Here is a 22316-nt window from a genome sequence, read left to right as displayed (position 1 = left end):
TGTGCTCATTTTAGTAATAATTATTAGAAGCCATAATTTGCTTAAAAAACTTAAAAAAAACAATAATAAAGGTAAATATATTTTCGAAGTAATCCTATTTCTTCGAATGATAACAGCTTACCATCTTTCTAATTAATTAACGTGATATATATCACAAAATTAGCAGGCTGACACCTTTCAGCATGGCTTTTTATGAGAATGATTCTTATATGTAATAAATATTCAACAATTTTTTTGTCGTATGCTTTATTTAGATATAAAATTAAACCACTAGGTTTTGATCAGTTTGCAAGAGAATATTTTAGGTAAAAACTTGTTAACTAATAGAATTAACTGGTTTATTGATTTAAAGTAACGCGCATTTTTTAGAGTTACTCTATCTTTTATAGAATAATTCGCATGTTTACTAGCCAAGAAGGGGCTTTTCATGGGGTCACTGCTGGATTTATCCGGTTATATTAAATTTTTTGTCGGTCTTTTTGCGATTGTAAACCCAATTGGTATTTTGCCTGTCTTTATTAGTATGACGAGTTATCAAACTGATGCTGGGCGTAACAAAACAAACTTAATTGCGAATGGCTCCGTTGCAATTATTTTAGTTTCTTCTCTGTTAATCGGTGATTCTATACTGAATATTTTCGGTATTTCTATCGACTCGTTTCGTATAGCAGGGGGAATGCTGATTGTTACTATTGCAATGACAATGATAAATGGACGTTTAGGGGAAGATAAACAAAACAATCAAGAACGAAACGAATCCGCGGTTCGTAATAGTGTTGCTGTTGTGCCTTTAGCATTACCATTAATGGCAGGACCAGGGGCAATCAGTTCTTGTATTGTGTGGAGCTCTCGTTGGGAAGGTTTTACTAACTTTTTAGGATTAGCCGCAACCAGTATCTTTTTTGCATTTTGTTGTTGGTTATTGTTTCGTAGTGCAACACTCTTAGTGAAATATTTAGGGCAAACTGGCATTAACGTGGTTACTCGTATAATGGGCTTATTATTAATGTCGTTAGGTATTGAATTTATTGTGACTGGGTTACGTTCTATTTTCCCAGGCTTATTAGTTTAAACACAGCGCAGAACAATTAAAAAATGGTACTACTAAAACAGTACTATTAAAAAGAGCAGTATTAACAACGCAATACTGCTCGGATCTTTTCTTCTATTTATTCTCTTTTCTTCTGTTTATTCTCTTTTATGTCAATCAAGACGATGTATCCCTTTTGATAACGCATCCCGATCATAATGTTGTGTGAGTTCCCCATTTTCCATTAATGCAGCTCTATCCGACATATGTGCAATAACGTCTGCATCATGACTTACTAATAAATATGTCATATTATGCTCTTTTTTCAGTGTGTTAAGCAGATTCAAAATCTCGGCTTGTACTGACATATCGAGTGCTGAAGTTGGCTCGTCTAAAAGCAATAATTTTGGTTGTAATAAAATGGCTCTTGCAATGGCAATACGTTGACGCTGACCACCAGAAAGTTGATGAGGATAACGACTTGTCACATCTGCGGGCAAACCAACTTGGGCTAATGCTTGTTCAATCGTATTTTTATCAAAAGGAATTTGATGGATTTTTAACGGCTCAGAAAATGCACGTTCAATACGGTGTTGAGGGTGCAAAGAAGCGTAGGGATCTTGAAACACCATTTGTATATTACGGCGTAATGCCCCTTGAAAACGTTGTTGAGGTTTAATAGTTTGCCCTAAAAGCGATATATTACCTTGCCAATGGGGCAATAACCCAGCAATCACTCGTAAAACAGTCGATTTTCCGCAACCAGAACGACCTATCAAGCTAAAGGTTTCACCTTGTTGAATATGTAAATTAATGCCTTTTACAACGTGCTTTGCTTGTTTACCTTGTTCAAATTGAACATGTAAATCATGAATATCAATTAGCATGATGCAGCCCCTTGAAATTAAGCGTTCTATCTAATACAGGCAATTGAGTGCCATAAGTGCTTGCGTTAGGTCTGCATGTCCAAAGTGTACGAGTATAAGGATGTGTGGCAGTCGGTAGCGCCTTCGCACTGAGTTCGTCAACTTGTTCGCCTTGGTACATCACCATGACACGTTCACAATATTCGGCAACAAGGGGCAAATCATGGCTAATTAGCAATAAGCCCATATGACGTTGTTCACACTGTGTGGTGATCAGCTCAAGGATTTGATGACGTAATTGTGCATCAAGCGCAGAAGTCGGTTCATCAGCTATTAAAATCGTTGGATTATTAATAAGTGCAATCGCTATCATTGCACGTTGCCCCATTCCTCCTGATAATTCACCGGGATAGCGATAAATATTCTGTTCAGGTAAGCCGACAGACAGCAGTGTATCGATAATAAGTTGGCGTCTATCTTGGCGCGAAAGTTTTTGATGCTGTTTTACAGTTTCTTCTACTTGTTGATAAATGGTTTTTACAGGATTTAAGGCGTAACGAGGATCTTGTAATACCATTGAAATAGTATTACCTCGAATGTTATTCCATTGGCGAGAGGAAAAATCCAATAGATTATCACCCTGCAAATTGAGTTTATCTGCGCTGACTTTTCCCGGCTGACGAACTAATCCCATTAATGCACGAGCGGTCATTGATTTGCCAGAACCCGATTCGCCGACAACGGCTAAACGCTCTTGCCCTAAAGTAAAAGAGACATTATTGACCACTCTTGCCTTTGGGAAATCAATACAGAGGTTATTTACCTCAATTAATGGTGCTTTATTCATGGGTATCTCCCAATACATCGCGTAATCCATCACCCAATAAATTAAATGCTAGACTGCTGATCAAAATTGCCGTACCCGGAATAGCGGCAACCCACCATTGATCAAAAATAACAGGCATACCTTCTGAGATCATTGCTCCCCATTCCGCCATTGGTGGCCGAGCGCCTAATCCAAGAAAGCCCAATCCTGCTGCCGCGAGGATAATCACCGCTAAGTTCAGCGCTAAACGTACAATCGCTGAAGGTAAACACAGGGGTAAGATATGCCCCCATAACAATCGGATACCCTTAATTCCCATCATTTCAGCCGCAGCGAGATAATCACTATTACGTAAATGTTGAATTTCACTGCGCGATTGTCGTGCATAAGCAGGCCATGCGGTTAAAGCCAGCGCTAATGCCCCATTTAACAGACCCGGGCCTAACATTGCGACAAAGGCGAAAGCGAGAATAAGAGAAGGCATTGACATCACAATATCGGTGAAGCGCATTAAAATACGTTCAGTCCAACCGCCGTAATATCCCGATAAAATCCCAATCAATAATCCTAAAGGTAATGTAATAAGCGCCACCAGCCCCACTAAACCTAGCATGGGGCGAGTACCGTAGATCAGGCGAGAAAGAATATCTCGCCCATAATTATCGGTGCCTAGCCAATGTTCAGCATTGGGTGCTAATAAACGTTGGGCAGCATGTTGCCAATTTGGATCATAAGGAGCCAACCAAGGTGCAAAAATCGCAATAATTAACAGTAAAATAAGCAACGATAAACCGATAAATGCGGAAGGCGAGCGCGCTATTTTTCTTAAAAATGAGGATGACATTAGCGGAGCCTCGGATCAGTTAAACGAATAACAATATCGGTCACATTATTAATAAAGACAAAGCACAAACCGATAATTAAAGTACCGCCCATAATGGCTGTGGTATCTCCTGCAAAAAGCGCTGTTGTGAGATATCGACCAATTCCCGGCCAAGAAAAGACGGTTTCTGTCAATACAGCCCCTTCTAGCATACCCGTGTAAGACAGGGCGATAATAGTCATTAAAACACCACGAATATTAGGCAGTACGTGATAAAAAAGAATACGTAACTCGCCAATGCCTTTCGCTCTTGCTAACGTGACATACTCTTTATTCATTTCGTTTAAACATGCCGAGCGAGTTAAGCGAGTGATAGAAGCAAGGGCAAAATAAGCTAATAGGGAAACGGGCAAAATCAGGTGTGATAACGCATTAAAAAAAGCCTCTTTATCGCCAGCTAATAATGTATCAATCAATGCAAAACCTGTTACGGGTTCAATGGTGAATTGATAGATATCGTCTAATCGCCCGGGGCCAGCAGTCCATTGTAATGTGGCATAGAAAATCAAGAGTAAAATCAAACCTAACCAGAAAATAGGCACTGAACTGCCTAATAACGTTAGAATTCGCAAAATAAAATCGAGGGGTGTTCCCACAAACCGCGCACATAAAACGCCGAATAAAATACCGAGACTGGCACCAATCAATAATGCAACAGTTGCTAATTCCAATGTAGCGGGGAAGGTCGCTAACAAATCATCAAGAACAGGCTGACCTGTTGATGTCGCTGTACCTAAATGTCCTTGCAGCAGTGCTTCCACATAGTGAAAAAACTGCATGTAGATAGGTAAATCCAGCCCTAACTCATGTTTTACTTGGTTATAGGTTTCGAGGCTTGCGTGATCACCGACAATTTGTAAGACAGGATCAACAGGTGAAAGTACAGAAAGCGTAAAAGTGATAACAAGAAGCCCTAAAAGCGTCAGCACCAGTGTCAATATACCTTGAGCAAAGGTAATTAACTGACCTTTAAGACGAAAAGATAACGTCATAGCAGTATTCATACAGCAATAGCCTAGTGAAATGACAAAAATAGACCCTCCACAGTAACATGACTGTGGAGGGTTTCTGAAAAAAAGATTACTTAGTTACTTTGTCATAATAAACCATATCTGCATTTAGACCTTGCGCATAACCTTTGATGTTATCGCGCATAACGATTTGGTTTTTACCTTGGTCGATAAACACATAAGGCGAGCTACGCTGTAACTCTTTTTGCATTTCAGTATAGAGGGATTGACGTTTTGTCTTGTCCGCTTCATTAAGTGCCGCCAATGTTTGCTGGCTTAATTCAGGAATTTTCCAGCCATTTAACCAAGCAACAGTATTGGATTGTCCGTCGTTATAAGCAAAGGCACTGGCGTTTGAGTGTGCATCAAAATAATCAGGGATCCAAAAGCGGATAGCTGCTTGATGTTGTTTAGCGCGCACACGGCTATACACTTGACTACCTGCCGCAGGCAATAAATCGACTTGTACACCAGCTTGAGCAAAGCTTGCTTGGATGGATTGCGCCACCGTGATGTAAGGAACTTTGTTCTCAACATCTAATGTAAAGCGTGCATTGGTGATCCCCGCTTTGGCTAAAATTTCTTTAGCTTTTGCTGGATCAAAAGTGAATGGATTATCTTCTAATGCGCCCGGTAAACCTACAGGTAAGAAGCTTTGGTGAATAAAATACTGACCACGCATTAAATCTTCAGTAATACCTTTGTAGTCAATTAAATAACGAGATGCTTCCCAAAATGCGGGGTTACTCAGTGCAGGGTTTCCGCTGTCGGTATTAAAAGCCATATAAACTTGTTCAGCAGAAGGAATATTTAAAATTTGAATACCTGCTTTGCCTGCTAAAGCTGCGGTTTGATCCGTACCCAGTTCACGCGCAATATCTGCATCGCCTTTTTCAATCAATAAGCGACGTGATGCCGGATCAGGCACGTTTTTAATAATAATATTCGCCATCTTAGGTGCGCCAGTCGGTGACAGAGGGTTAGCCTCTAACACAATGGCTTGACGTGGTTGATAAGCGCGCATTTTGTATGCACCACTTCCTGCTGAGTTCATTTTCAGCCAGCTATTACCAAAATCATTATTTTTAATATGAGCAGAAACTAGTTTTTCATCAACGATAGAGGCAATTGGGGTTGAAAGGATATTTAGCACAACATTAGGGCTAACATCGGCTGTCCAACGTACTTCCAATTCGTTATCACTGATTTTTTTGAGTAACGAATTAATGTTATCTGTTTTCCAACCCAATACATTTAGAATAAAGGCTGGTGATTTATTCATGATGATCGCACGCTGATAAGAGAAGATAATATCTTCAGGACGCACAGCGTTACCTGATGCAAATTTTGCCTCGGGTTTAATTTTAAATACGATCGTTTTTTGTTCAGGATTTGCTTGCCAACTTTCAACCAAAATCGGTTCATTAATTTCTGGATTATCACGATTAGGTTGAACAATACGTTGATATAAACTCGGTACAGTTTGAATACTCGATAGCTCATTACTTTCAGCAGGATCAAGACTGACTAAATCATCAAGCCCTTGTACCACAATTAATGTATTAGCAGGAGTTGCTGCAAATGCCGGTACGGAAAGGGCACCCACAACCAATAATGATAATAATTTTGCTTTCATGAGACGCTCCCTGAAATGGTGTAGCTAAAGTCGTTATGTCAATAACTTATTAGTTATTACTTTGTGAAATTAACTTAGGCAAAACGTGACCAATGCGCAAAGTTTTAATTACGCTTATATATAACTCTTCGTTATAAGGTGGTCATAATTAATTATGGTAGAAGAATAATTAACCGCAAGAACAGGATGATGAAATACTCCTTTAGTAGTAACTCATTGACTATTAAGTTGTACTAGCTGAATTGATTAAGCTGTATTTGATATTCATCAATATATCTTATGAGTAGTTTCGTATTTTAGCCTTAGAAATCTTTAAATTTGAGGCAAAAATGAGCAAGAAAACACTCGCAATCATCGGTAACGGTATGGTGGGGCACCGTTATATCGAAGAGCTGATTGATAAAGGTGGCAATGAAGAATTTAATATTGTCGTCTTTTGTGAAGAACCTCGCGTTGCATACGATAGAGTCCATCTCTCCTCTTATTTCTCCCATCACACCGCAGAAGAACTCTCTTTAGTTAAACAAGGCTATTACGAAAAACACCAAATAGAAGTATTAATGGGTGAACGCGTGATAACCATTAATCGTGACGAAAAAGTGGTACACACTAATACAGGGCGTTGTGTTAGTTACGATAAATTAGTGATGGCAACAGGCTCTTATCCATGGGTTCCGCCAATTAAGGGAAATAACTCACCAGATTGCTTTGTCTATCGGACTATTGAAGATTTAAATGCTATTGAATCTTGCGCACGTATTAGTCGTAAAGGGGCGGTGATTGGTGGAGGGCTTTTAGGTCTAGAAGCTGCTGGCGCACTCAAAAGTTTAGGTATTGAAACTCACGTTATCGAGTTCGCACCCACATTAATGGCAGAACAGCTTGATACATTAGGGGGAGAGCAACTTAAGCGAAAAATAGAGCGTATGGGAGTGAAAGTGCATACCTCTAAAAATACACAAGAAATATTATCGACAGGAGAAAACGCACGTAAAACACTGCAATTTGCAGATGGTACTTCTCTTGAAGTGGACTTTATTGTGTTCTCTACAGGTATTCGCCCGAAAGATAAATTAGCTCGTCAATGTGATCTAGCTATTGCCCCACGAGGCGGTATTGTCATTAATGATTATTGCCAAACAACCGATCCTGATATTTACGCCATTGGTGAATGTGCATCTTGGCAAAATAAAACCTTCGGCTTAGTGGCACCGGGTTACAAAATGGCACAAGTTGCCGTCGATAATTTATTAGGTCATCACTCTGTCTTTCAGGGGGCTGATTTAAGTGCAAAACTAAAACTGCTAGGTGTTGATGTGGGCGGTATTGGTGATGCTCATGGTCGTCAAGAAGGATGCCGTAGTTATATTTATCTTGATGAAGGCAAAGAAATTTATAAACGCCTGATTGTCAGTGAAGATAATAAATACCTATTGGGTGCCGTATTAGTAGGCGATACCGAAGATTATGGCAATCTCTTACAACTATCACTAAACACCATTGAATTACCCGAGCATCCAGACGCCTTAATTTTGCCGACACATGCAGGAAGTAAGCCAGCAATAGGTGTAGATTCCTTGCCTGAAACGGCACAAATCTGCTCTTGTTTTGATGTAACAAAAGGCGACATTATTCAAGCCATTGAACGAGGGTGTCATACGGTCGCTGCGATTAAAGCAGAAACCAAAGCAGGTACGGGATGTGGTGGTTGTATTCCTCTTGTGACCCAAGTCTTAAATGCAGAATTAGCAAAACAAGGCATTGAAGTTAATCACCATCTTTGTGAGCATTTTCACTATTCTCGCCAAGAGCTTTATCATCTTATTCGCGTAGAAGGGCTGAAAAGTTTTGATGAACTGCTGCAAAAACACGGTCAAGGTTATGGTTGTGAAGTATGTAAACCAACCGTGGGTTCATTGCTTGCTTCATGTTGGAATGATTATATCTTGCGTGATGATTTAGTTTCTCTACAAGATACTAACGACAACTTCCTCGCGAATATGCAAAAAGATGGGACTTATTCCATTATTCCTCGTTCTCCTGGTGGAGAAATTACCCCCGCAGGCATTATTGCGATTGGGCAAATTGCTCAAGAATACAATTTGTATACCAAAATTACTGGCTCGCAACGCATGGCAATGTTCGGTGCGCATAAACAGGATTTGCCCGCGATTTGGGAAAAACTGATTGCGGCAGGTTTTGAAACAGGTCATGCCTATGCGAAAGCACTGCGTATGGTAAAAACGTGTGTAGGCAGTAGTTGGTGTCGTTTTGGCGTTGGTGACAGCGTCGGTTTGGGTGTTGCATTAGAGCATCGTTATAAAGGTATTAGAACACCTCATAAGATGAAATTTGGCGTTTCAGGTTGCACCCGTGAATGTTCTGAAGCTCAAGGAAAAGATGTGGGTATTATCGCCACAGATAAAGGCTGGAACCTCTATTTTGGTGGAAATGGTGGTATGAAACCACGCCATGGAGATCTATTTGCTTCAGATCTCGATGAAGAAACTTTAGTGCATTATATCGACCGCTTTATGATGTTTTATATTCGTACTGCCGATAAGCTGCAACGCACTTCAGTGTGGCTAGATAATCTAGAAGGCGGTATTGAATATTTACGTGATGTCATTATTAACGACAAATTAGGCTTAAATGTACAGTTAGAAAAAGAACTGAAAGCCTTACAAGAACGTGCCGCTTGTGAATGGAAAGAAACGGTTGATTCTCCAAAAGCATTAAAACGCTTTGCCCACTTTATTAATAATCCAATGCCTGATCCGACAGTGCAAACGGTAAAAGAACGATTTCAACATCGCCCCGCACGTTTACACGAACGTATTGATATCAAACTGGTCACTGAGGAGGCGCAATCATGAGCCAATGGATAGCGGTTTGCCAATTAGATGACATTACGCCAGGAACAGGTGTTTGTGCGCTGGTGGAACAAGATCATGTTGCCATATTTCGCCCTTATTCTGATGCACGTTTATATGCGTTAAGCAATATAGATCCCTTTGCACATTCTAGTGTTCTGTCTCGAGGATTGATCGCTGAACATGAAAATGAGTTGTATATTGTCAGCCCATTAAAAAAACAGCATTTTCGTTTAACAGACGGTTTTTGCCTTGAGGATGAGAATTTCTCGATCACTCATTTTGATGTCAAGGTTGAAGAGAATACTGTCAGTGTACGCAGTCGTAATAAATCATCTCAATAAATAGGGGAATGAATATGGATTACTTTCCAATATTCTGTCAGCTCAAAGATAAACCTTGTTTATTAGTAGGAGGCGGTGAGATTGCTGAACGTAAAGCTCGATTGCTTATGGAGGCAGGCGCGATTATTTCTGTTATCGCACCTTCGTTTACAGGGCAATTTATGCAGTGGCATTCTGAGCAAAAACTAAACTGTATCATGGGGGTATTTACTGCGGATCATCTATCGGGTAAATGGCTTGTTATTGCTGCAACAGATAATGAGCAAGTGAATCAACAGGTTTTTCAATCCGCGACAGAGAAACAGATATTTTGTAATGTCGTTGATTCACCAGAGCAAGCCAGCTTTATTATGCCTTCTGTTATCGATCGTTCACCTATTGTAGTGGCGATTTCATCGGGCGGAAAAGCGCCTGTGCTAGCGCGTATTTTGCGAGAAAAAATTGAACAACTGCTCCCTAATTATCTTGGTGCGTTAGCGCAACTCGCTGGAACGTTACGTGAGCAAATAAAACAGCGTTTTTCATCGATGAGTGCCAGACGTTATTTTTGGGAGCAATTTTTCGAGGATAAATCACTACAAGCTGAAATAGAAGCGCAAAGAGACGACGGTATTAAGCAACGCATTAGCGCACTATTATCTGAAAATCAGCAACCTAAAGGCAGTGTTGTTTTAGTCGGAGCAGGGCCAGGCGATGCTGGGCTAATGACCATTAAAGGTTTACAGCAGTGTCAGCAAGCTGATGTGGTGGTTTATGATAGATTAGTGTCTGATGAGGTCATGGCATTAGTCCGCAGAGACGCACAACGTATTTATGTTGGTAAGCAAGCGGGTTATCACTGTGTTCCTCAAGATGAAATCAATCAAATTTTAATCAAAGAAGCCACAGCAGGAAAACGCGTGGTGAGATTAAAAGGAGGCGATCCCTTTATTTTTGGTCGAGGCAGTGAGGAGCTAGAAGCCTTGATTGAACATCATATTCCATTTTCTGTGATCCCCGGAATTACGGCGGCATCAGGTTGTACCACTTATGCGGGGATCCCTTTAACGCATCGAGATTATGCGCAAAGTGTCCGTTTTATTACGGGGCATGGCAAAGGGTTAAATGAAGCCCAGTGGCAATGTATTGCGCAAAAGAATCAGACCTTGGTGTTTTATATGGGATTAAGTAAAGCACCGTATATTCAGCAAATGTTACTTAGCCAAAACATGTGCGCGACTATGCCCGTTGCCATTATTGAAAAGGGGACGTTAACAACACAAAAAGTGATTGTTGGTCAATTACGCCAACTGGCAGAAATGGCAGAAACAATGGAAAGCCCTGCACTGATTATTGTGGGAGAGGTTGTCAAACTGAATGATAAGCTACAATGGTTTCAATCAAAATCAGCTAAATAGCTGAAAAGAATTGATGATATCATCTTAAAATTAAACACCTCTTTAATATTCTATATGTATATTAAAGAGGTTTTTTTTATCTAACATTTTATCTAACACATAGAAATATAAATAAAAAATTATTTAATAACATTTCAATTAAACATGTAGATTAAAATTTAAAAACAAATAATAAAGTTGAATATTTAATAATCTATAAATATTTTTAGCCCAGAATTGTTATTCACTCTAAAGATGAATTTATTGTTATTTTTAATTAATTTCAAAAAGAAATTTTTTACAAATAAAGCATCATAAAGTTCTGCAAGTCGGATAAAATCCATCCTAAATATATTAATTTTGTGAGCTAAGTAGGTTTTCTATCTATAAAACTTGCATGATGTTAATTTAATGTTTATTTGTTGTTTTGCTTCTCTTGATATGTATTTTTTATTTTCTCAGGATAGAACTCTAGGTGGCTCAATAAAGTTAAGTGATAAGAATACCGCATTAATTGACAAAATTTACGATAAGTGTAAAAAAGAAGAGTATTGGTATCATTTTTATCTCGTTAATATTTTTAAACGTTTGAGAGCCACAAATATTACAATCAAAATTTAACAACGATACATATCGTTAATTGAGCGACCCCGCTATAAATTATTGTTTATTAGGAGAGGTACCCATGAAAAATAAAGTTACGTTAAAAACAGTGTTTCCACTCAGTATTATGTCACTTGTATTAACCTCCTTTTTTTCTCATGCCGTCACTCTTCCTGAAGGGACTATTCTGGCCCAAAAACAGAATATCGTGATTAATAACGGTACTGAAGTTTCATCACTTGATCCGCACAAAGTAGAAGGCGCTCCAGAAACAAATATTATTTTAAATTTATTAGAGGGGCTGACCTATGTGGGGCCTAATGGTGAAAGCATGCCCGGTGTTGCACAACGCTGGGAAACTGATGATAACAAGGTGTGGAGATTCTATTTGCGAGAAGACGCAAAGTGGAGTGATGGCACACCCGTTACAGCCGAAGACTTTGTTTATAGCTGGCGTCGAGTCGTCGATCCTAAAACAGGCTCGCCTTATGCCAGTTATCTTGAATATGCTTATGTTGAAAATGTTGCAGATATTCTTAGCGGTAAAAAATCCCCTGAAACATTAGGTGTAAAAGCGATAGACGCGCACACTTTGCAAGTCAATTTAACCAAGCCAATTCCTTATTTAGTCGATATGGTCAGTCACACTCCGTTAAAGCCAGTTAAAAAAGAGATTGTTGAAAAATATGGCGTGAATTGGACTCGTCCTGAAAATTTTGTCGGTAATGGCGCTTATGTTATTGAAAATTGGGTCGTGAATGAAAAGGTGACTTTAAAACGAAATCCACTTTATTGGGATAATAAAAACACCATTATTGAGCAAGCCACATTTTTACCAATTAGTTCAGAAACCAGTGATATAAATCGCTATCGTAGCGGTGAAATAGATATCACTAATAGCGCTATTCCGCCTGTTCTGTATAAAAAAATGAAACAAGAGCAGCCAGAGAATTTACATGTCACACCGTATTTATGTACTTTCTATTATGAATTAAATAATAAAAAAGCCCCTTTTGATGATCCTCGTGTTCGAGAAGCTGTGAAACTAACGCTTGATAGAGAAGTTATTGCTGAAAAAATAATGGGGCAAGGGCAAATACCCGCTTATTCTTTTACTCCGTCTTTTATTGGCAACGGTAATTTTAAGCCACCAAAATGGGCTTATTGGACACAACAGCAACGTAATGAAAGGGCGCGTGAATTATTAAAAGAAGCAGGATTTGATAGCCAAAATCCTCTGACTTTTACTTTGCTCTACAATACCTCAGATCAAAATAAACAGCAGGCAATAGCGGCTGCATCAATGTGGAAAAAAAGTATTGGTGCAAATGTGACGTTGCAAAACCAAGAATGGAAAACGGCATTAGAAAGCCGTAACCAAGGAAATTACCAAGTCGCGAGAGCAACGTGGTGCGCAGATTACAATGAACCTACCTCGTTTTTAAATTCGTTTCTTTCTACAAGTAGTCTCAATACCGTTTTTTATGAAAATAATGACTACGACGATGCATTAAATAATGCCTCAATGGCCGTTGATAAAGTGGCTCGCCATCAACTCTATCAGCGTGCTGAAGCCTTGCTAGACAAGGATTCAGCGATAGTACCTGTCTATTATCGTGTTAGTGTTAGATTAGTTAGTCCAAAAGTGGGCGGATTTATGGGCAAAGACCCCTTTGATTATACGGACTTAAAGCGCTATTTTATAAAGGCAGATAACTAAAACTGGTAAATTATCGAAATTCTATAGTTATGTGTGATTTAAATTATTAAAAGTGACTTAAAAAGTAGTTAACCAATAAAAAGCTACACAAAAAAGCTAGCGGCATAAAAAAATTATAATGCTATCAGGCAATTAAGCACTGATAACAAATAAACAAGATTGATTTATTTTTTTGTAAAAACAATAAGTTGTGTAAACCGTTCTAAAACACAACTGAACATCACAGAATGGTTGTCTAACAACCAGCTTACTAACTGGGAGTATTGTATAAGATGAGTAATTTAACTAAAAAGAGTGCGTTGGCGATTGCAATAAGCGCAATCTTTGGATTGTCAGCACTAACAGCTAATGCTGCTGTTGTTCCAGACGGGGTAAAATTAGCTGAAAAACAAGAGCTTGTCCGTAATAATGGCTCTGAACCACAATCACTTGATCCGCATAAAATCGAAGGTGTACCTGAATCTGCATTAGCGCGTGATCTTTTCGAAGGCGTGACTATTGTTGGTCCAGATGGTGAAATTTTACCTGGCTCTGCAACTAGCTGGGAAAATAAAGATTTTACTGTTTGGACATTCAAAATTCGTGAAGGCGCTAAATGGTCAAATGGTGACCCTGTTACAGCACAAGATTTCGTTTATAGCTGGCAACGTTTAGCGGATCCTAATACTGCATCTCCTTATGAAAGCTATCTGCAATATGCACATATTGTAAATATTGACGATATTATTGCAGGTAAGAAAAAAGCCACAGAATTAGGTGTTAAGGCATTAGATAACAACACATTAGAAATCACTTTATCCGAAGCAGTGCCTTATTTACCAAAATTATTAGCTCACTCCTCCATGTCACCTGTTAACCAAAAAGTAATTGAAAAGTTTGGTGAAAAATGGACACAACCTGCTAACTTCGTCGGTAACGGCGCTTATAATTTAAAAGACTGGACAGTCAACGAACGTATTGTTTTAGAACGTAGCCCAACGTATTGGGATAACAAAAGTACTGTTATTGATAAAGTCACCTTTTTACCTATCTCATCAGAAGTCACTGACGTAAACCGCTATCGTGCGGGTGAAATTGATATGACATATAGCAATTTACCGATCGAACTTTTCCAAAAACTGAAAAAAGAGATCCCAGATGAATTGCGTATAAGCCCATATTTATGTACTTATTATTATGAAATTAATAATGAGAAAGCACCGTTTAACGATCCTCGTGTTCGTGAAGCGCTGAAACTGTCAATGGACAGAGATATCATCACTTATAAAGTAAAAAACCAAGGTGATATTCCCGCTTACGGCTTTACTCCTCCATTTACAGATGGAATTAAAGAGAGCAAACCAGAATGGTTTGCGACTTGGACACAAGAACAGCGCAATGAGAAAGCACGTCAATTGTTAGAAGAGGCGGGCTATAACAAAGCAAACCCACTGAAATTTAAACTGCTGTACAATACTTCTGATCTTCATAAAAAAGTGGCAATTGCTGCTTCTTCAATTTGGAAGAAAAACCTAGGTGCCGATGTTTCTCTTGAAAACCAAGAGTGGAAAACGTTCTTAGATACACGTCACCAAGGAACTTATGATGTTGCGCGTGCGGGTTGGTGTGCAGATTATAACGAACCTTCTTCATTCCTGAACATGATGCTGTCTTACAGCAGTAATAATACTGTTCACTATAAAAACACAGAGTTTGACGCATTGATCAAAGAATCTTTACGTGTGAAATCTGATGACGAACGTGCCGCTATTTATCAAAAAGCTGAAGGCGTATTAGATAAAGATTCGGCCATTGTTCCACTTTACTACTATGTAAACACCCGTTTAGTTAAACCTTATGTGGGTGGTTATTCAGGTAAAGATCCATTAGATAATTTACATACTAAAGACTTGTACATTATTGCTAAGTAATCGGGCGAGACCTTGTCTTTTTTAAGGCAAGGTCTTTTTATCGTCACGCCTGAATAGGTTTGTGTTATAGGAACGGGCAATGCTCAAATTTATTTTTCGTCGCTTTTTAGAAGCGATACCGACTCTATTTATTCTAATAACGATTTCGTTTTTTATGATGCGTTTAGCGCCTGGTAGCCCTTTTACAGGGGAAAGGAAACTTCCACCAGAGGTTATGGCAAATATTGAAGCGAAATATCACTTAAACGATCCCATTTATAAACAATACTTCGATTATTTAATTCAATTATCGAAAGGGGATTTAGGACCTTCTTTTAAATATAAAGACTACAGTGTAAACACCTTAGTCGGTAAAGCATTCCCTGTTTCAGCTAAATTAGGGTTGTCGGCATTTATTTTTGCTGTGATTTTAGGTGTGGGGGCAGGCGTGATAGCCGCACTGAATCAAAATACCAAATGGGATTATACCGTCATGACCTTTGCCATGACGGGCGTTGTAATACCGAGTTTCGTTGTCGCACCACTGCTGGTACTTATTTTTGCTATTACCTTAAGGTGGTTACCGGCAGGGGGCTGGAATGGTGGTGCAGTGCAATATATGTTGTTACCAATGATTGCACTGTCGCTTTCTTATATTGCCAGTATCTCGCGTATTACCCGTAGTTCTATGATTGAAGTATTACACTCAAACTTTATCAGAACGGCAAAAGCGAAAGGCTTGCCGATGAAAAGAATTGTACTGCGTCATGCTTTAAAACCTGCGCTACTACCTGTTATTTCTTATATGGGACCTGCATTCGTCGGTATTATTACTGGCTCCATGGTTATTGAAACCATTTTTGGATTGCCGGGTATCGGACAATTATTCGTTAATGGTGCTTTAAACCGAGATTACTCATTGGTATTAAGTTTAACCATTATCGTCGGTGCATTAACGATTTTATTTAATGCGATTGTCGATATTTTATATGCCGTTATTGACCCGAAAATTCGTTATTAATAGATACTGGAGCGCGTTATGTTATCACTGAAGGAAAACAGCGAAGCTCTGGGGAATTTCTCGGAGCAGCTAGATATTGAAGGCCGTAGTTTATGGCAAGACGCTCGTCGTCGTTTTATGCACAATAAAGCGGCCATCACGAGCCTTGTATTACTTTTCTTTATTTTATTATTTGTTATTTTTACCCCAATGTTATCGCCTTTTGTTTATGACGATACCGACTGGGAAATGATGTCAATGGCACCTGATTTTGCCTCTTCTCACTATTTTGGTACAGACTCCTCTGGGCGTGACTTATTAGTCCGTGTTGCGATTGGTGGACGTATTTCATTAATGGTCGGTATCGCGGCTGCTTTTGTTGCTGTTATTGTTGGTACGCTGTATGGCGCAATGGCGGGCTATATTGGTGGACGTGTTGACTCTGTGATGATGCGTTTACTAGAAATCTTAAACTCATTTCCATTTATGTTCTTTGTTATCTTATTGGTGACATTCTTTGGTCAAAATATCTTACTGATTTTCGTTGCAATCGGGATGGTATCTTGGCTCGATATGGCGCGTATTGTAAGAGGACAAACCTTAAGTCTAAAACGTAAAGAGTTTATTGAAGCTGCATTAGTTTGTGGTGTGTCATCACGCAATATCGTGTTAAGACATATCGTACCTAACGTACTGGGTGTCGTTGTGGTTTATGCCTCTTTATTAGTCCCTAGTATGATTTTATTTGAATCCTTCTTAAGCTTCTTAGGTTTAGGAACGCAAGAGCCATTAAGTAGTTGGGGAGCGCTATTAAGTGATGGTGCAAACTCAATGGAAGTTTCTCCTTGGTTGTTACTTTTCCCGGCTTCGTTCTTAGTTGTCACACTGTTTTGCTTTAACTTTATCGGTGACGGCTTACGTGACGCATTAGACCCGAAAGATCGTTAAGGAGAACAAAATGACAAATACAACAAACAAGTCGTTATTAAGTGTTAAAGATCTCTGTGTGACTTTCGGTACACCGGATGGTGATGTAACCGCAGTTAATAAACTCAACTTTGAATTAGCCGCTGGTGAAACTCTAGGGATCGTCGGTGAGTCTGGCTCCGGTAAATCCCAAACGGCATTCGCATTAATGGGATTATTAGCGAAGAATGGTCGCACAGCGGGTAGTGCAAACTTTAGTGGTCGTGAGATCTTAAATCTTCGCCAAAGCGAATTAAATAAAATGCGTGCTGAAGAAATATCTATGATATTTCAAGATCCAATGACTTCATTAAATCCGTATATGAAAGTCGGTGCGCAGCTTATTGAAGTATTAATGTTGCATAAAGGCATGAGCAAAAATGATGCTTATGCGGAATCAGTACGCATGTTAGATGCGGTAAAAATGCCAGAAGCCCATAAACGAATGAGTATGTATCCTCATGAGTTTTCAGGCGGCATGCGCCAACGTGTAATGATTGCTATGGCATTGCTTTGTAAACCAAAACTTTTAATTGCTGATGAACCGACAACCGCACTTGATGTGACAGTTCAAGCACAAATCATGACTTTACTCAATGAGCTTAAGAATGATTTAAACACCGCAATTATTATGATCACCCATGACTTGGGGGTTGTTGCGGGTATTTGCGATAAAGTATTGGTAATGTACGCAGGGCGTACCATGGAGTACGGTAAAGCGCGTGATATCTTCTATCAACCATCACATCCATATTCTATCGGATTATTACAGGCTGTTCCTCGCTTAGACGGTGAAGACGAACGACTAGCAACCATTCCGGGAAATCCGCCTAATTTATTACGTTTACCAAAAGGCTGCCCATTCCAACCTCGTTGCCAGTATGCAACAGAGCAATGCTTAACGAGTGAACCTCAATTGGAGCAATTTGCACAAGGGCGATTACGTGCCTGTTTTAAAGCGGTGGAGGAATTGGTATGACGCAAGCCACATTACAAGATAGAAAAGTTATTCTAGAAGTGAATGACTTAAAAGTTTATTTCGATGTTCAAGATAATAAACAGTGGTTCTGGCAAGCTAAAAAAAGCCTCAAAGCCGTTGATGGTGTCACATTGCGTTTATATGAAGGTGAAACACTAGGAGTTGTTGGTGAATCTGGTTGTGGTAAATCGACATTTGCGCGCGCCATTATTGGATTAGTCAAAGCCTCTGGGGGTACAGTCACTTGGCTAGGTAATGATTTACTGGGAATGGGGAATAAGCAATGGCGCGATATTCGCCAAGATATCCAGATGATTTTCCAAGATCCGCTGGCTTCCTTAAACCCAAGAATGACGATTGGCGATATTATTGCTGAACCTCTAAAAACCTATCACCCTAAAATGAAACAGGCGCAGGTAGTTGAAAAAGTTAAAGCAATGATGATGCGAGTCGGATTATTGCCAAACTTAATCAACCGCTACCCACACGAATTCTCAGGTGGACAATGCCAACGTATCGGTATTGCTCGCGCGTTAATTCTAGAACCTAAATTAGTGATTTGTGACGAACCCGTTTCAGCATTAGACGTATCAATTCAGGCTCAAGTGGTTAACTTACTGAAAGATATTCAAAAAGAGATGGGATTATCTTTAATCTTTATTGCCCACGATCTGGCCGTAGTGAAACATATTTCAGATCGTGTATTGGTAATGTATTTAGGGCATGCCGTGGAGTTAGGAACGTATGATGAAGTTTATCATCATCCATTACACCCTTATACTAAAGCGTTGATGTCAGCAGTGCCTATTCCTGATCCTGATAAAGAGCGTAATAAGCATATTGATTTATTAGAAGGAGAATTGCCTTCTCCGATTAACCCGCCATCAGGGTGTATATTCCGTACACGTTGTCCGCTGGCAGATGAAGAATGTGCCAAAACACGTCCTTTATTAGAAGGAAGCTTCCGCCATGCAGTATCTTGCTTAAAAGTGGACCCGCTTTAATGTAATTAAATAGTGTGAATAAGATAAGAAGCCCGTTTGAATAAATTCAAGCGGGCTTCTTACTTTTTATAGCTAGAATATCGGACATTTATTGTTATTTTTTCTTTAACGGATCTTCGATAATATCGGGCTTCTCTGGTAGATTTAATTTATTCTCTTTTTTCTATCATGGCAAAATCTTCATTAAATATTACTATCCTTGTTTGTTGAATATTGCAACTTAGCCATGTTTCAGAAAAATATAAAAAAATCTTATTTATTCAATGGTCGAGACAATGAAACCTGTTTATTATCTTAAAATTGAAACTATATTATTAGTTTATAGTCGGTGTTATGGCAAGCAAAACGCTGATTATCAATGTGTTGATTTTTATTATTAAGGCAAAATTCACAAAAATAAATTTTAATCCAAGTAATAATACGTAATTAACTTAATGATGTTGATTTTTAGTATATTAAAGTAATGAAAATAGCGAATACTATTATATTTCTTTATTTTTAATAATAAATTAAAAACAACATTAAGTATTTATAACGTGATGACATATTATTTAAAAGTTTAATCAAGCGGCTACTCTTTTATAGCATTATTGGGTTGATTTTTTGTATCACGAAATAACTTTGTGGTTTGTGTCACTGTGTCATATTTTCAGTGTGATAGTTTATTGTTGACCATTCATCGGCATTTTGTTTATTTTTCGGGGAAATTATGAAAAAAAGCACAATATCTATCTTAGTTAGCACCGGTGTATTACTGTCATCAATTGCAGTAGCAAATACCACTGGCTCAGAAATCCTTGCTGTACAATCAGGCGGTACACCCAATAAGGTGTACCAAAGTAATAAACCGACACTGAAAGTAGCTACTTATAATATCGGTAAAAATGAAGTTTCAGCAGATGTCACTAATTTTGACAAGCTTAATCAAGCAATCAAAAATATCGATGCTGATGTCATTGTTGTCACTGAAGTCGATAATAAAACAGCACGTAGTAAAAATATTAACCAGCTTGAAACGTTGGCAAAAGCCAATAATATGCAGTTTGCTTTTGGTAAAGCGCTCGATTTTGATGGTGGGCAATATGGCGTTGGTATTTTATCAAAATATAAAATTGATAAATCACAGGTCGTTAATCTCCCTTCAGGTAATGCAGAGCAACGTATTGTTTTGTTATCACAAATTACGAAACCAGGATTTGATTCTCCTATTATTATTATGGGAACACACCTTGATTGGCAAAAAGATCCCACTATTCGTATTGGTCAAGTAAGACATATTTTAGATGCTGCAATTGGTGATACAGAGACTGGCTTTGATAATATTTCAACATCAATAAAAATATTGGCTGGTGATTTTAACTCTACCGCCAATGAGCAGCCAATCCAAGAAATTAACTATTTTTGGAACCCTGTTGAAAAACCAAATAGTGATAAGCGGACATGGCCGGCAATTAATCCAGCCATAGATATTGACCATATCTTTACGTTTAAAGGACAAGTTTGGGATATCAAAAATATGACAATCCCTCAAGATTCAGCGACATTTAAATGGTCAGATGCCAGTGATCATTTGCCCGTTATTGCCGAGTTAGAACTGCAAGAGCAGTAATAAATAACGATATACAAAAACACCCCAAAGTTGATGTTCAACTTTTGGGGTGTAGTACATTTATTCAGATTTTTATTCAGTTTTTTTTATTTTTGCACCCACTAAATTGTCTTATTTTTAACCAATCTGTGTAAATAAATTGATTTTTATTAAATAAATCTCATTTAAATCCAATAATCACTAGTCAGATATAAAGAATATTTTTATAGTGACCGACTTCAAAAAAGTAATAACAGACTAAACAGTAATCACCACACCTTTCTTCATATTTTACTTCGCTAAGTAGCAACATGCTGAACGAGTAAATCTTCATATTTAATCACTGTTACCTTTAGCATTTTATGTTTTTTTTAGACAGTACATGGTATGGTAACAGAATTTTATATTGACTTAAAACGACTATCGAAAAATGACAATGTATAAACGTCAGCACTTAAGCAGAATTTTATATATTTGTTTACACTTTATAAGTGTTTAATTATTGATTGATTAATATGTCAGATAATTATGGATATTTGATTTTATTAATCTTGTCACGTAAATTAATTAAAAATAAATTTGGGGAAGAAAGTTTTGGATATAAATATTTTTTCATTAAACTACGATTATATAAGTGAAAGAAAGATGCTCCAATATTCTATTGGCTATGAACTTTCTTTACTAAGACAACGTAATTCAATGACAGGTTCTGAATTAGGAAAAAGAATAAATATCTCACAACAACAAATATCTCGTTATGAAAGAGGTCTAAATAAAGTACCAGTTGATATATTAATTTATGTATTAAGTATATTTGATGTTTCAATTGGCGAATTTTTTGAAAAGGTTTCGAAACGAATTATTACATTAAAATATAAAATAAAGTATGAAACTGATCATAATTTCCCTTTTTTAGAAAATTGTCCTCAATGACAATAATGTTTTACTTGTACCACGATTATACACTGCTAATTTTATATAAATATTTTTGATTAATGCTGTTAATTAAAATAATACTTATTAAGTATAAGATACTAATCAATTAGTAATCAATGCTATTTCTATTCTTCGGATTTTAAGTGAAACCGTTGTATACCTGTAATATAAAAAAGGAAAAGTAAATGTTTAAAAAAAATACGCTAATTAAAACTGTATTAGCAGTGTCTATTTTATCTGCTAGTAGTTTAGCAACAGCTGCGACAGTAGTTAATGGTGGTAAAATTAATTTCACTGGTCAAATTGTGAATGCAGCTTGCGCTGTTAGTGCTAAATCAATGAACCAAACAATTAATATTGGCCAATATAGAACTGCACAGTTTGATGTTGTAGGTAAAACAGTTGGGGATACTAATTTCTCTATTGATTTAGCAGACTGTGATACGACAGTAGCAAAAAACGCATCAGCATCATTTTCTGGTGTTAGCGACGCTAATGATAAGACAATATTAGCGGTTAGTAATATCACTACAGGTGGTTCAGGTGCAGCAACGGGTGTTGGTATTGAGCTAATTGACCATACAGGAAAAGTCTTAACACCAGACGGTTCTGTTTTTTCTACAGCGAAACAACTTATTAATGGAGCTAATACTTTAGATTTCGTCGCACGTTATAAATCAACATTAGACACTGTTACTCCAGGTCATGCTGATGCTAACGTCACTTTCAAAATGCAATACGACTAATTCTTATTAGCTATTTAGAGGTATGGTTTGAATAAGCCATA

At 38.0% G+C, this 22316-nt stretch carries 18 protein-coding genes; 13 read left to right on the top strand and 5 right to left on the bottom strand.

The window, feature by feature from the left end; translation table 11 throughout:
• Positions 1-427 precede the first annotated feature (427 nt).
• Positions 428-1072 carry a YchE family NAAT transporter gene (locus tag BTA34_RS08925; RefSeq protein WP_151435343.1) on the top strand — a complete coding sequence of 215 codons (645 nt, stop codon included), beginning with the start codon at positions 428-430 and terminating at the stop codon, positions 1070-1072.
• A gap of 131 nt (positions 1073-1203) precedes the next feature.
• Here BTA34_RS08925 and BTA34_RS08920 read toward each other — a convergent pair whose 3' ends face one another.
• The 5 genes from BTA34_RS08920 to BTA34_RS08900 all read right to left on the bottom strand — a co-directional run bounded on the left by BTA34_RS08920 (position 1204) and on the right by BTA34_RS08900 (position 6251).
• Complete coding sequence (locus tag BTA34_RS08920) at positions 1204-1920, bottom strand: ABC transporter ATP-binding protein (protein ID WP_196736322.1); 717 nt, start codon at positions 1918-1920, stop codon at positions 1204-1206.
• Positions 1907-2743, bottom strand: a complete 837-nt coding sequence (locus BTA34_RS08915; protein WP_151435341.1) for an ABC transporter ATP-binding protein — start codon at positions 2741-2743, stop codon at positions 1907-1909. The genes BTA34_RS08920 and BTA34_RS08915 overlap by 14 nt, the downstream gene beginning before the upstream one ends.
• Positions 2736-3566, bottom strand: coding sequence for an ABC transporter permease (locus BTA34_RS08910; RefSeq protein ID WP_151435340.1), 831 nt, complete (start codon positions 3564-3566; stop codon positions 2736-2738). The genes BTA34_RS08915 and BTA34_RS08910 overlap by 8 nt, the downstream gene beginning before the upstream one ends.
• Positions 3566-4609 carry an ABC transporter permease gene (locus BTA34_RS08905; RefSeq protein WP_151435339.1) on the bottom strand — a complete coding sequence of 348 codons (1044 nt, stop codon included), beginning with the start codon at positions 4607-4609 and terminating at the stop codon, positions 3566-3568. The genes BTA34_RS08910 and BTA34_RS08905 overlap by 1 nt, the downstream gene beginning before the upstream one ends.
• Before the next feature lie 76 nt (positions 4610-4685).
• Positions 4686-6251, bottom strand: coding sequence for an ABC transporter substrate-binding protein (locus BTA34_RS08900; protein ID WP_151435338.1), 1566 nt, complete (start codon positions 6249-6251; stop codon positions 4686-4688).
• Positions 6252-6580: 329 nt separating this feature from the next.
• Here BTA34_RS08900 and nirB point away from each other — a divergent pair, with 329 nt between their 5' ends.
• The 12 genes from nirB (at position 6581) to fimA (ending at position 22275) form a co-directional block, all read left to right on the top strand.
• The gene (gene nirB / locus BTA34_RS08895) at positions 6581-9127 is read left to right on the top strand and encodes a nitrite reductase large subunit NirB (protein ID WP_151435337.1); all 2547 of its coding nucleotides are present in this window, start codon (positions 6581-6583) and stop codon (positions 9125-9127) included.
• Complete coding sequence (gene nirD, locus BTA34_RS08890) at positions 9124-9468, top strand: nitrite reductase small subunit NirD (protein WP_151435336.1); 345 nt, start codon at positions 9124-9126, stop codon at positions 9466-9468. Before nirB ends, nirD begins: the two co-directional genes overlap by 4 nt.
• A 14-nt stretch (positions 9469-9482) precedes the next feature.
• Entirely contained in the window at positions 9483-10865 is a 1383-nt protein-coding gene (gene cysG, locus BTA34_RS08885; protein ID WP_151435335.1) for a siroheme synthase CysG, read from the top strand.
• Positions 10866-11529: 664 nt separating this feature from the next.
• Entirely contained in the window at positions 11530-13167 is a 1638-nt protein-coding gene (locus BTA34_RS08880) for an ABC transporter substrate-binding protein (RefSeq protein ID WP_151435334.1), read from the top strand.
• 272 nt (positions 13168-13439) lie between these two features.
• Positions 13440-15077 (top strand): oligopeptide ABC transporter substrate-binding protein OppA, encoded by a 1638-nt coding sequence (oppA, locus tag BTA34_RS08875; RefSeq protein WP_151435333.1) that lies wholly within the window; start codon positions 13440-13442, stop codon positions 15075-15077.
• Positions 15078-15156: 79 nt separating this feature from the next.
• Positions 15157-16077, top strand: coding sequence for an oligopeptide ABC transporter permease OppB (gene oppB, locus BTA34_RS08870; protein ID WP_072064086.1), 921 nt, complete (start codon positions 15157-15159; stop codon positions 16075-16077).
• Between the two features lie 18 nt (positions 16078-16095).
• A complete protein-coding gene (gene oppC / locus BTA34_RS08865) occupies positions 16096-17004 on the top strand; it encodes an oligopeptide ABC transporter permease OppC (RefSeq protein WP_151435332.1) in 909 nt (302 codons plus the stop codon).
• Positions 17005-17014: 10 nt separating this feature from the next.
• A complete protein-coding gene (locus BTA34_RS08860; protein ID WP_151435331.1) occupies positions 17015-18001 on the top strand; it encodes an ABC transporter ATP-binding protein in 987 nt (328 codons plus the stop codon).
• Positions 17998-19005: a murein tripeptide/oligopeptide ABC transporter ATP binding protein OppF gene (gene oppF / locus BTA34_RS08855; RefSeq protein ID WP_151435330.1), complete on the top strand. Its 1008-nt coding sequence runs from the start codon at positions 17998-18000 to the stop codon at positions 19003-19005. Before BTA34_RS08860 ends, oppF begins: the two co-directional genes overlap by 4 nt.
• Positions 19006-19714: 709 nt before the next feature.
• Entirely contained in the window at positions 19715-20614 is a 900-nt protein-coding gene (locus tag BTA34_RS08850) for an endonuclease/exonuclease/phosphatase family protein (RefSeq protein ID WP_151435329.1), read from the top strand.
• Between the two features lie 573 nt (positions 20615-21187).
• The gene (locus BTA34_RS08845; protein ID WP_151435328.1) at positions 21188-21526 is read left to right on the top strand and encodes a helix-turn-helix domain-containing protein; all 339 of its coding nucleotides are present in this window, start codon (positions 21188-21190) and stop codon (positions 21524-21526) included.
• Between the two features lie 188 nt (positions 21527-21714).
• Positions 21715-22275, top strand: coding sequence for a type 1 fimbrial major subunit FimA (fimA, locus tag BTA34_RS08840; RefSeq protein ID WP_151435327.1), 561 nt, complete (start codon positions 21715-21717; stop codon positions 22273-22275).
• The last annotated feature ends 41 nt before the right edge of the window (positions 22276-22316 follow it).

This window comes from Proteus sp. CD3 (assembly GCF_008808075.1).
Lineage (GTDB): Bacteria > Pseudomonadota > Gammaproteobacteria > Enterobacterales > Enterobacteriaceae > Proteus > Proteus appendicitidis.
Note: the sequence above shows the minus strand (reverse complement) of the source record. Positions and strands in the feature narration are given on the sequence as shown.

What these genes read in the sequence shown, in the direction of transcription:
- BTA34_RS08925 (WP_151435343.1), top strand. Translation starts at nt 428, where the DNA reads ATGGGGTCACTGCTGGATTTATCCGGTTATATTAAATTTTTTGTCGGT.
- BTA34_RS08915 (WP_151435341.1), bottom strand. Translation starts at nt 2,743, where the DNA reads ATGAATAAAGCACCATTAATTGAGGTAAATAACCTCTGTATTGATTTC.
- BTA34_RS08910 (WP_151435340.1), bottom strand. Translation starts at nt 3,566, where the DNA reads ATGTCATCCTCATTTTTAAGAAAAATAGCGCGCTCGCCTTCCGCATTT.
- BTA34_RS08905 (WP_151435339.1), bottom strand. Translation starts at nt 4,609, where the DNA reads ATGAATACTGCTATGACGTTATCTTTTCGTCTTAAAGGTCAGTTAATT.
- BTA34_RS08900 (WP_151435338.1), bottom strand. Translation starts at nt 6,251, where the DNA reads ATGAAAGCAAAATTATTATCATTATTGGTTGTGGGTGCCCTTTCCGTA.
- nirB (WP_151435337.1), top strand. Translation starts at nt 6,581, where the DNA reads ATGAGCAAGAAAACACTCGCAATCATCGGTAACGGTATGGTGGGGCAC.
- nirD (WP_151435336.1), top strand. Translation starts at nt 9,124, where the DNA reads ATGAGCCAATGGATAGCGGTTTGCCAATTAGATGACATTACGCCAGGA.
- cysG (WP_151435335.1), top strand. Translation starts at nt 9,483, where the DNA reads ATGGATTACTTTCCAATATTCTGTCAGCTCAAAGATAAACCTTGTTTA.
- BTA34_RS08880 (WP_151435334.1), top strand. Translation starts at nt 11,530, where the DNA reads ATGAAAAATAAAGTTACGTTAAAAACAGTGTTTCCACTCAGTATTATG.
- oppA (WP_151435333.1), top strand. Translation starts at nt 13,440, where the DNA reads ATGAGTAATTTAACTAAAAAGAGTGCGTTGGCGATTGCAATAAGCGCA.
- oppB (WP_072064086.1), top strand. Translation starts at nt 15,157, where the DNA reads ATGCTCAAATTTATTTTTCGTCGCTTTTTAGAAGCGATACCGACTCTA.
- oppC (WP_151435332.1), top strand. Translation starts at nt 16,096, where the DNA reads ATGTTATCACTGAAGGAAAACAGCGAAGCTCTGGGGAATTTCTCGGAG.
- BTA34_RS08860 (WP_151435331.1), top strand. Translation starts at nt 17,015, where the DNA reads ATGACAAATACAACAAACAAGTCGTTATTAAGTGTTAAAGATCTCTGT.
- oppF (WP_151435330.1), top strand. Translation starts at nt 17,998, where the DNA reads ATGACGCAAGCCACATTACAAGATAGAAAAGTTATTCTAGAAGTGAAT.
- BTA34_RS08850 (WP_151435329.1), top strand. Translation starts at nt 19,715, where the DNA reads ATGAAAAAAAGCACAATATCTATCTTAGTTAGCACCGGTGTATTACTG.
- fimA (WP_151435327.1), top strand. Translation starts at nt 21,715, where the DNA reads ATGTTTAAAAAAAATACGCTAATTAAAACTGTATTAGCAGTGTCTATT.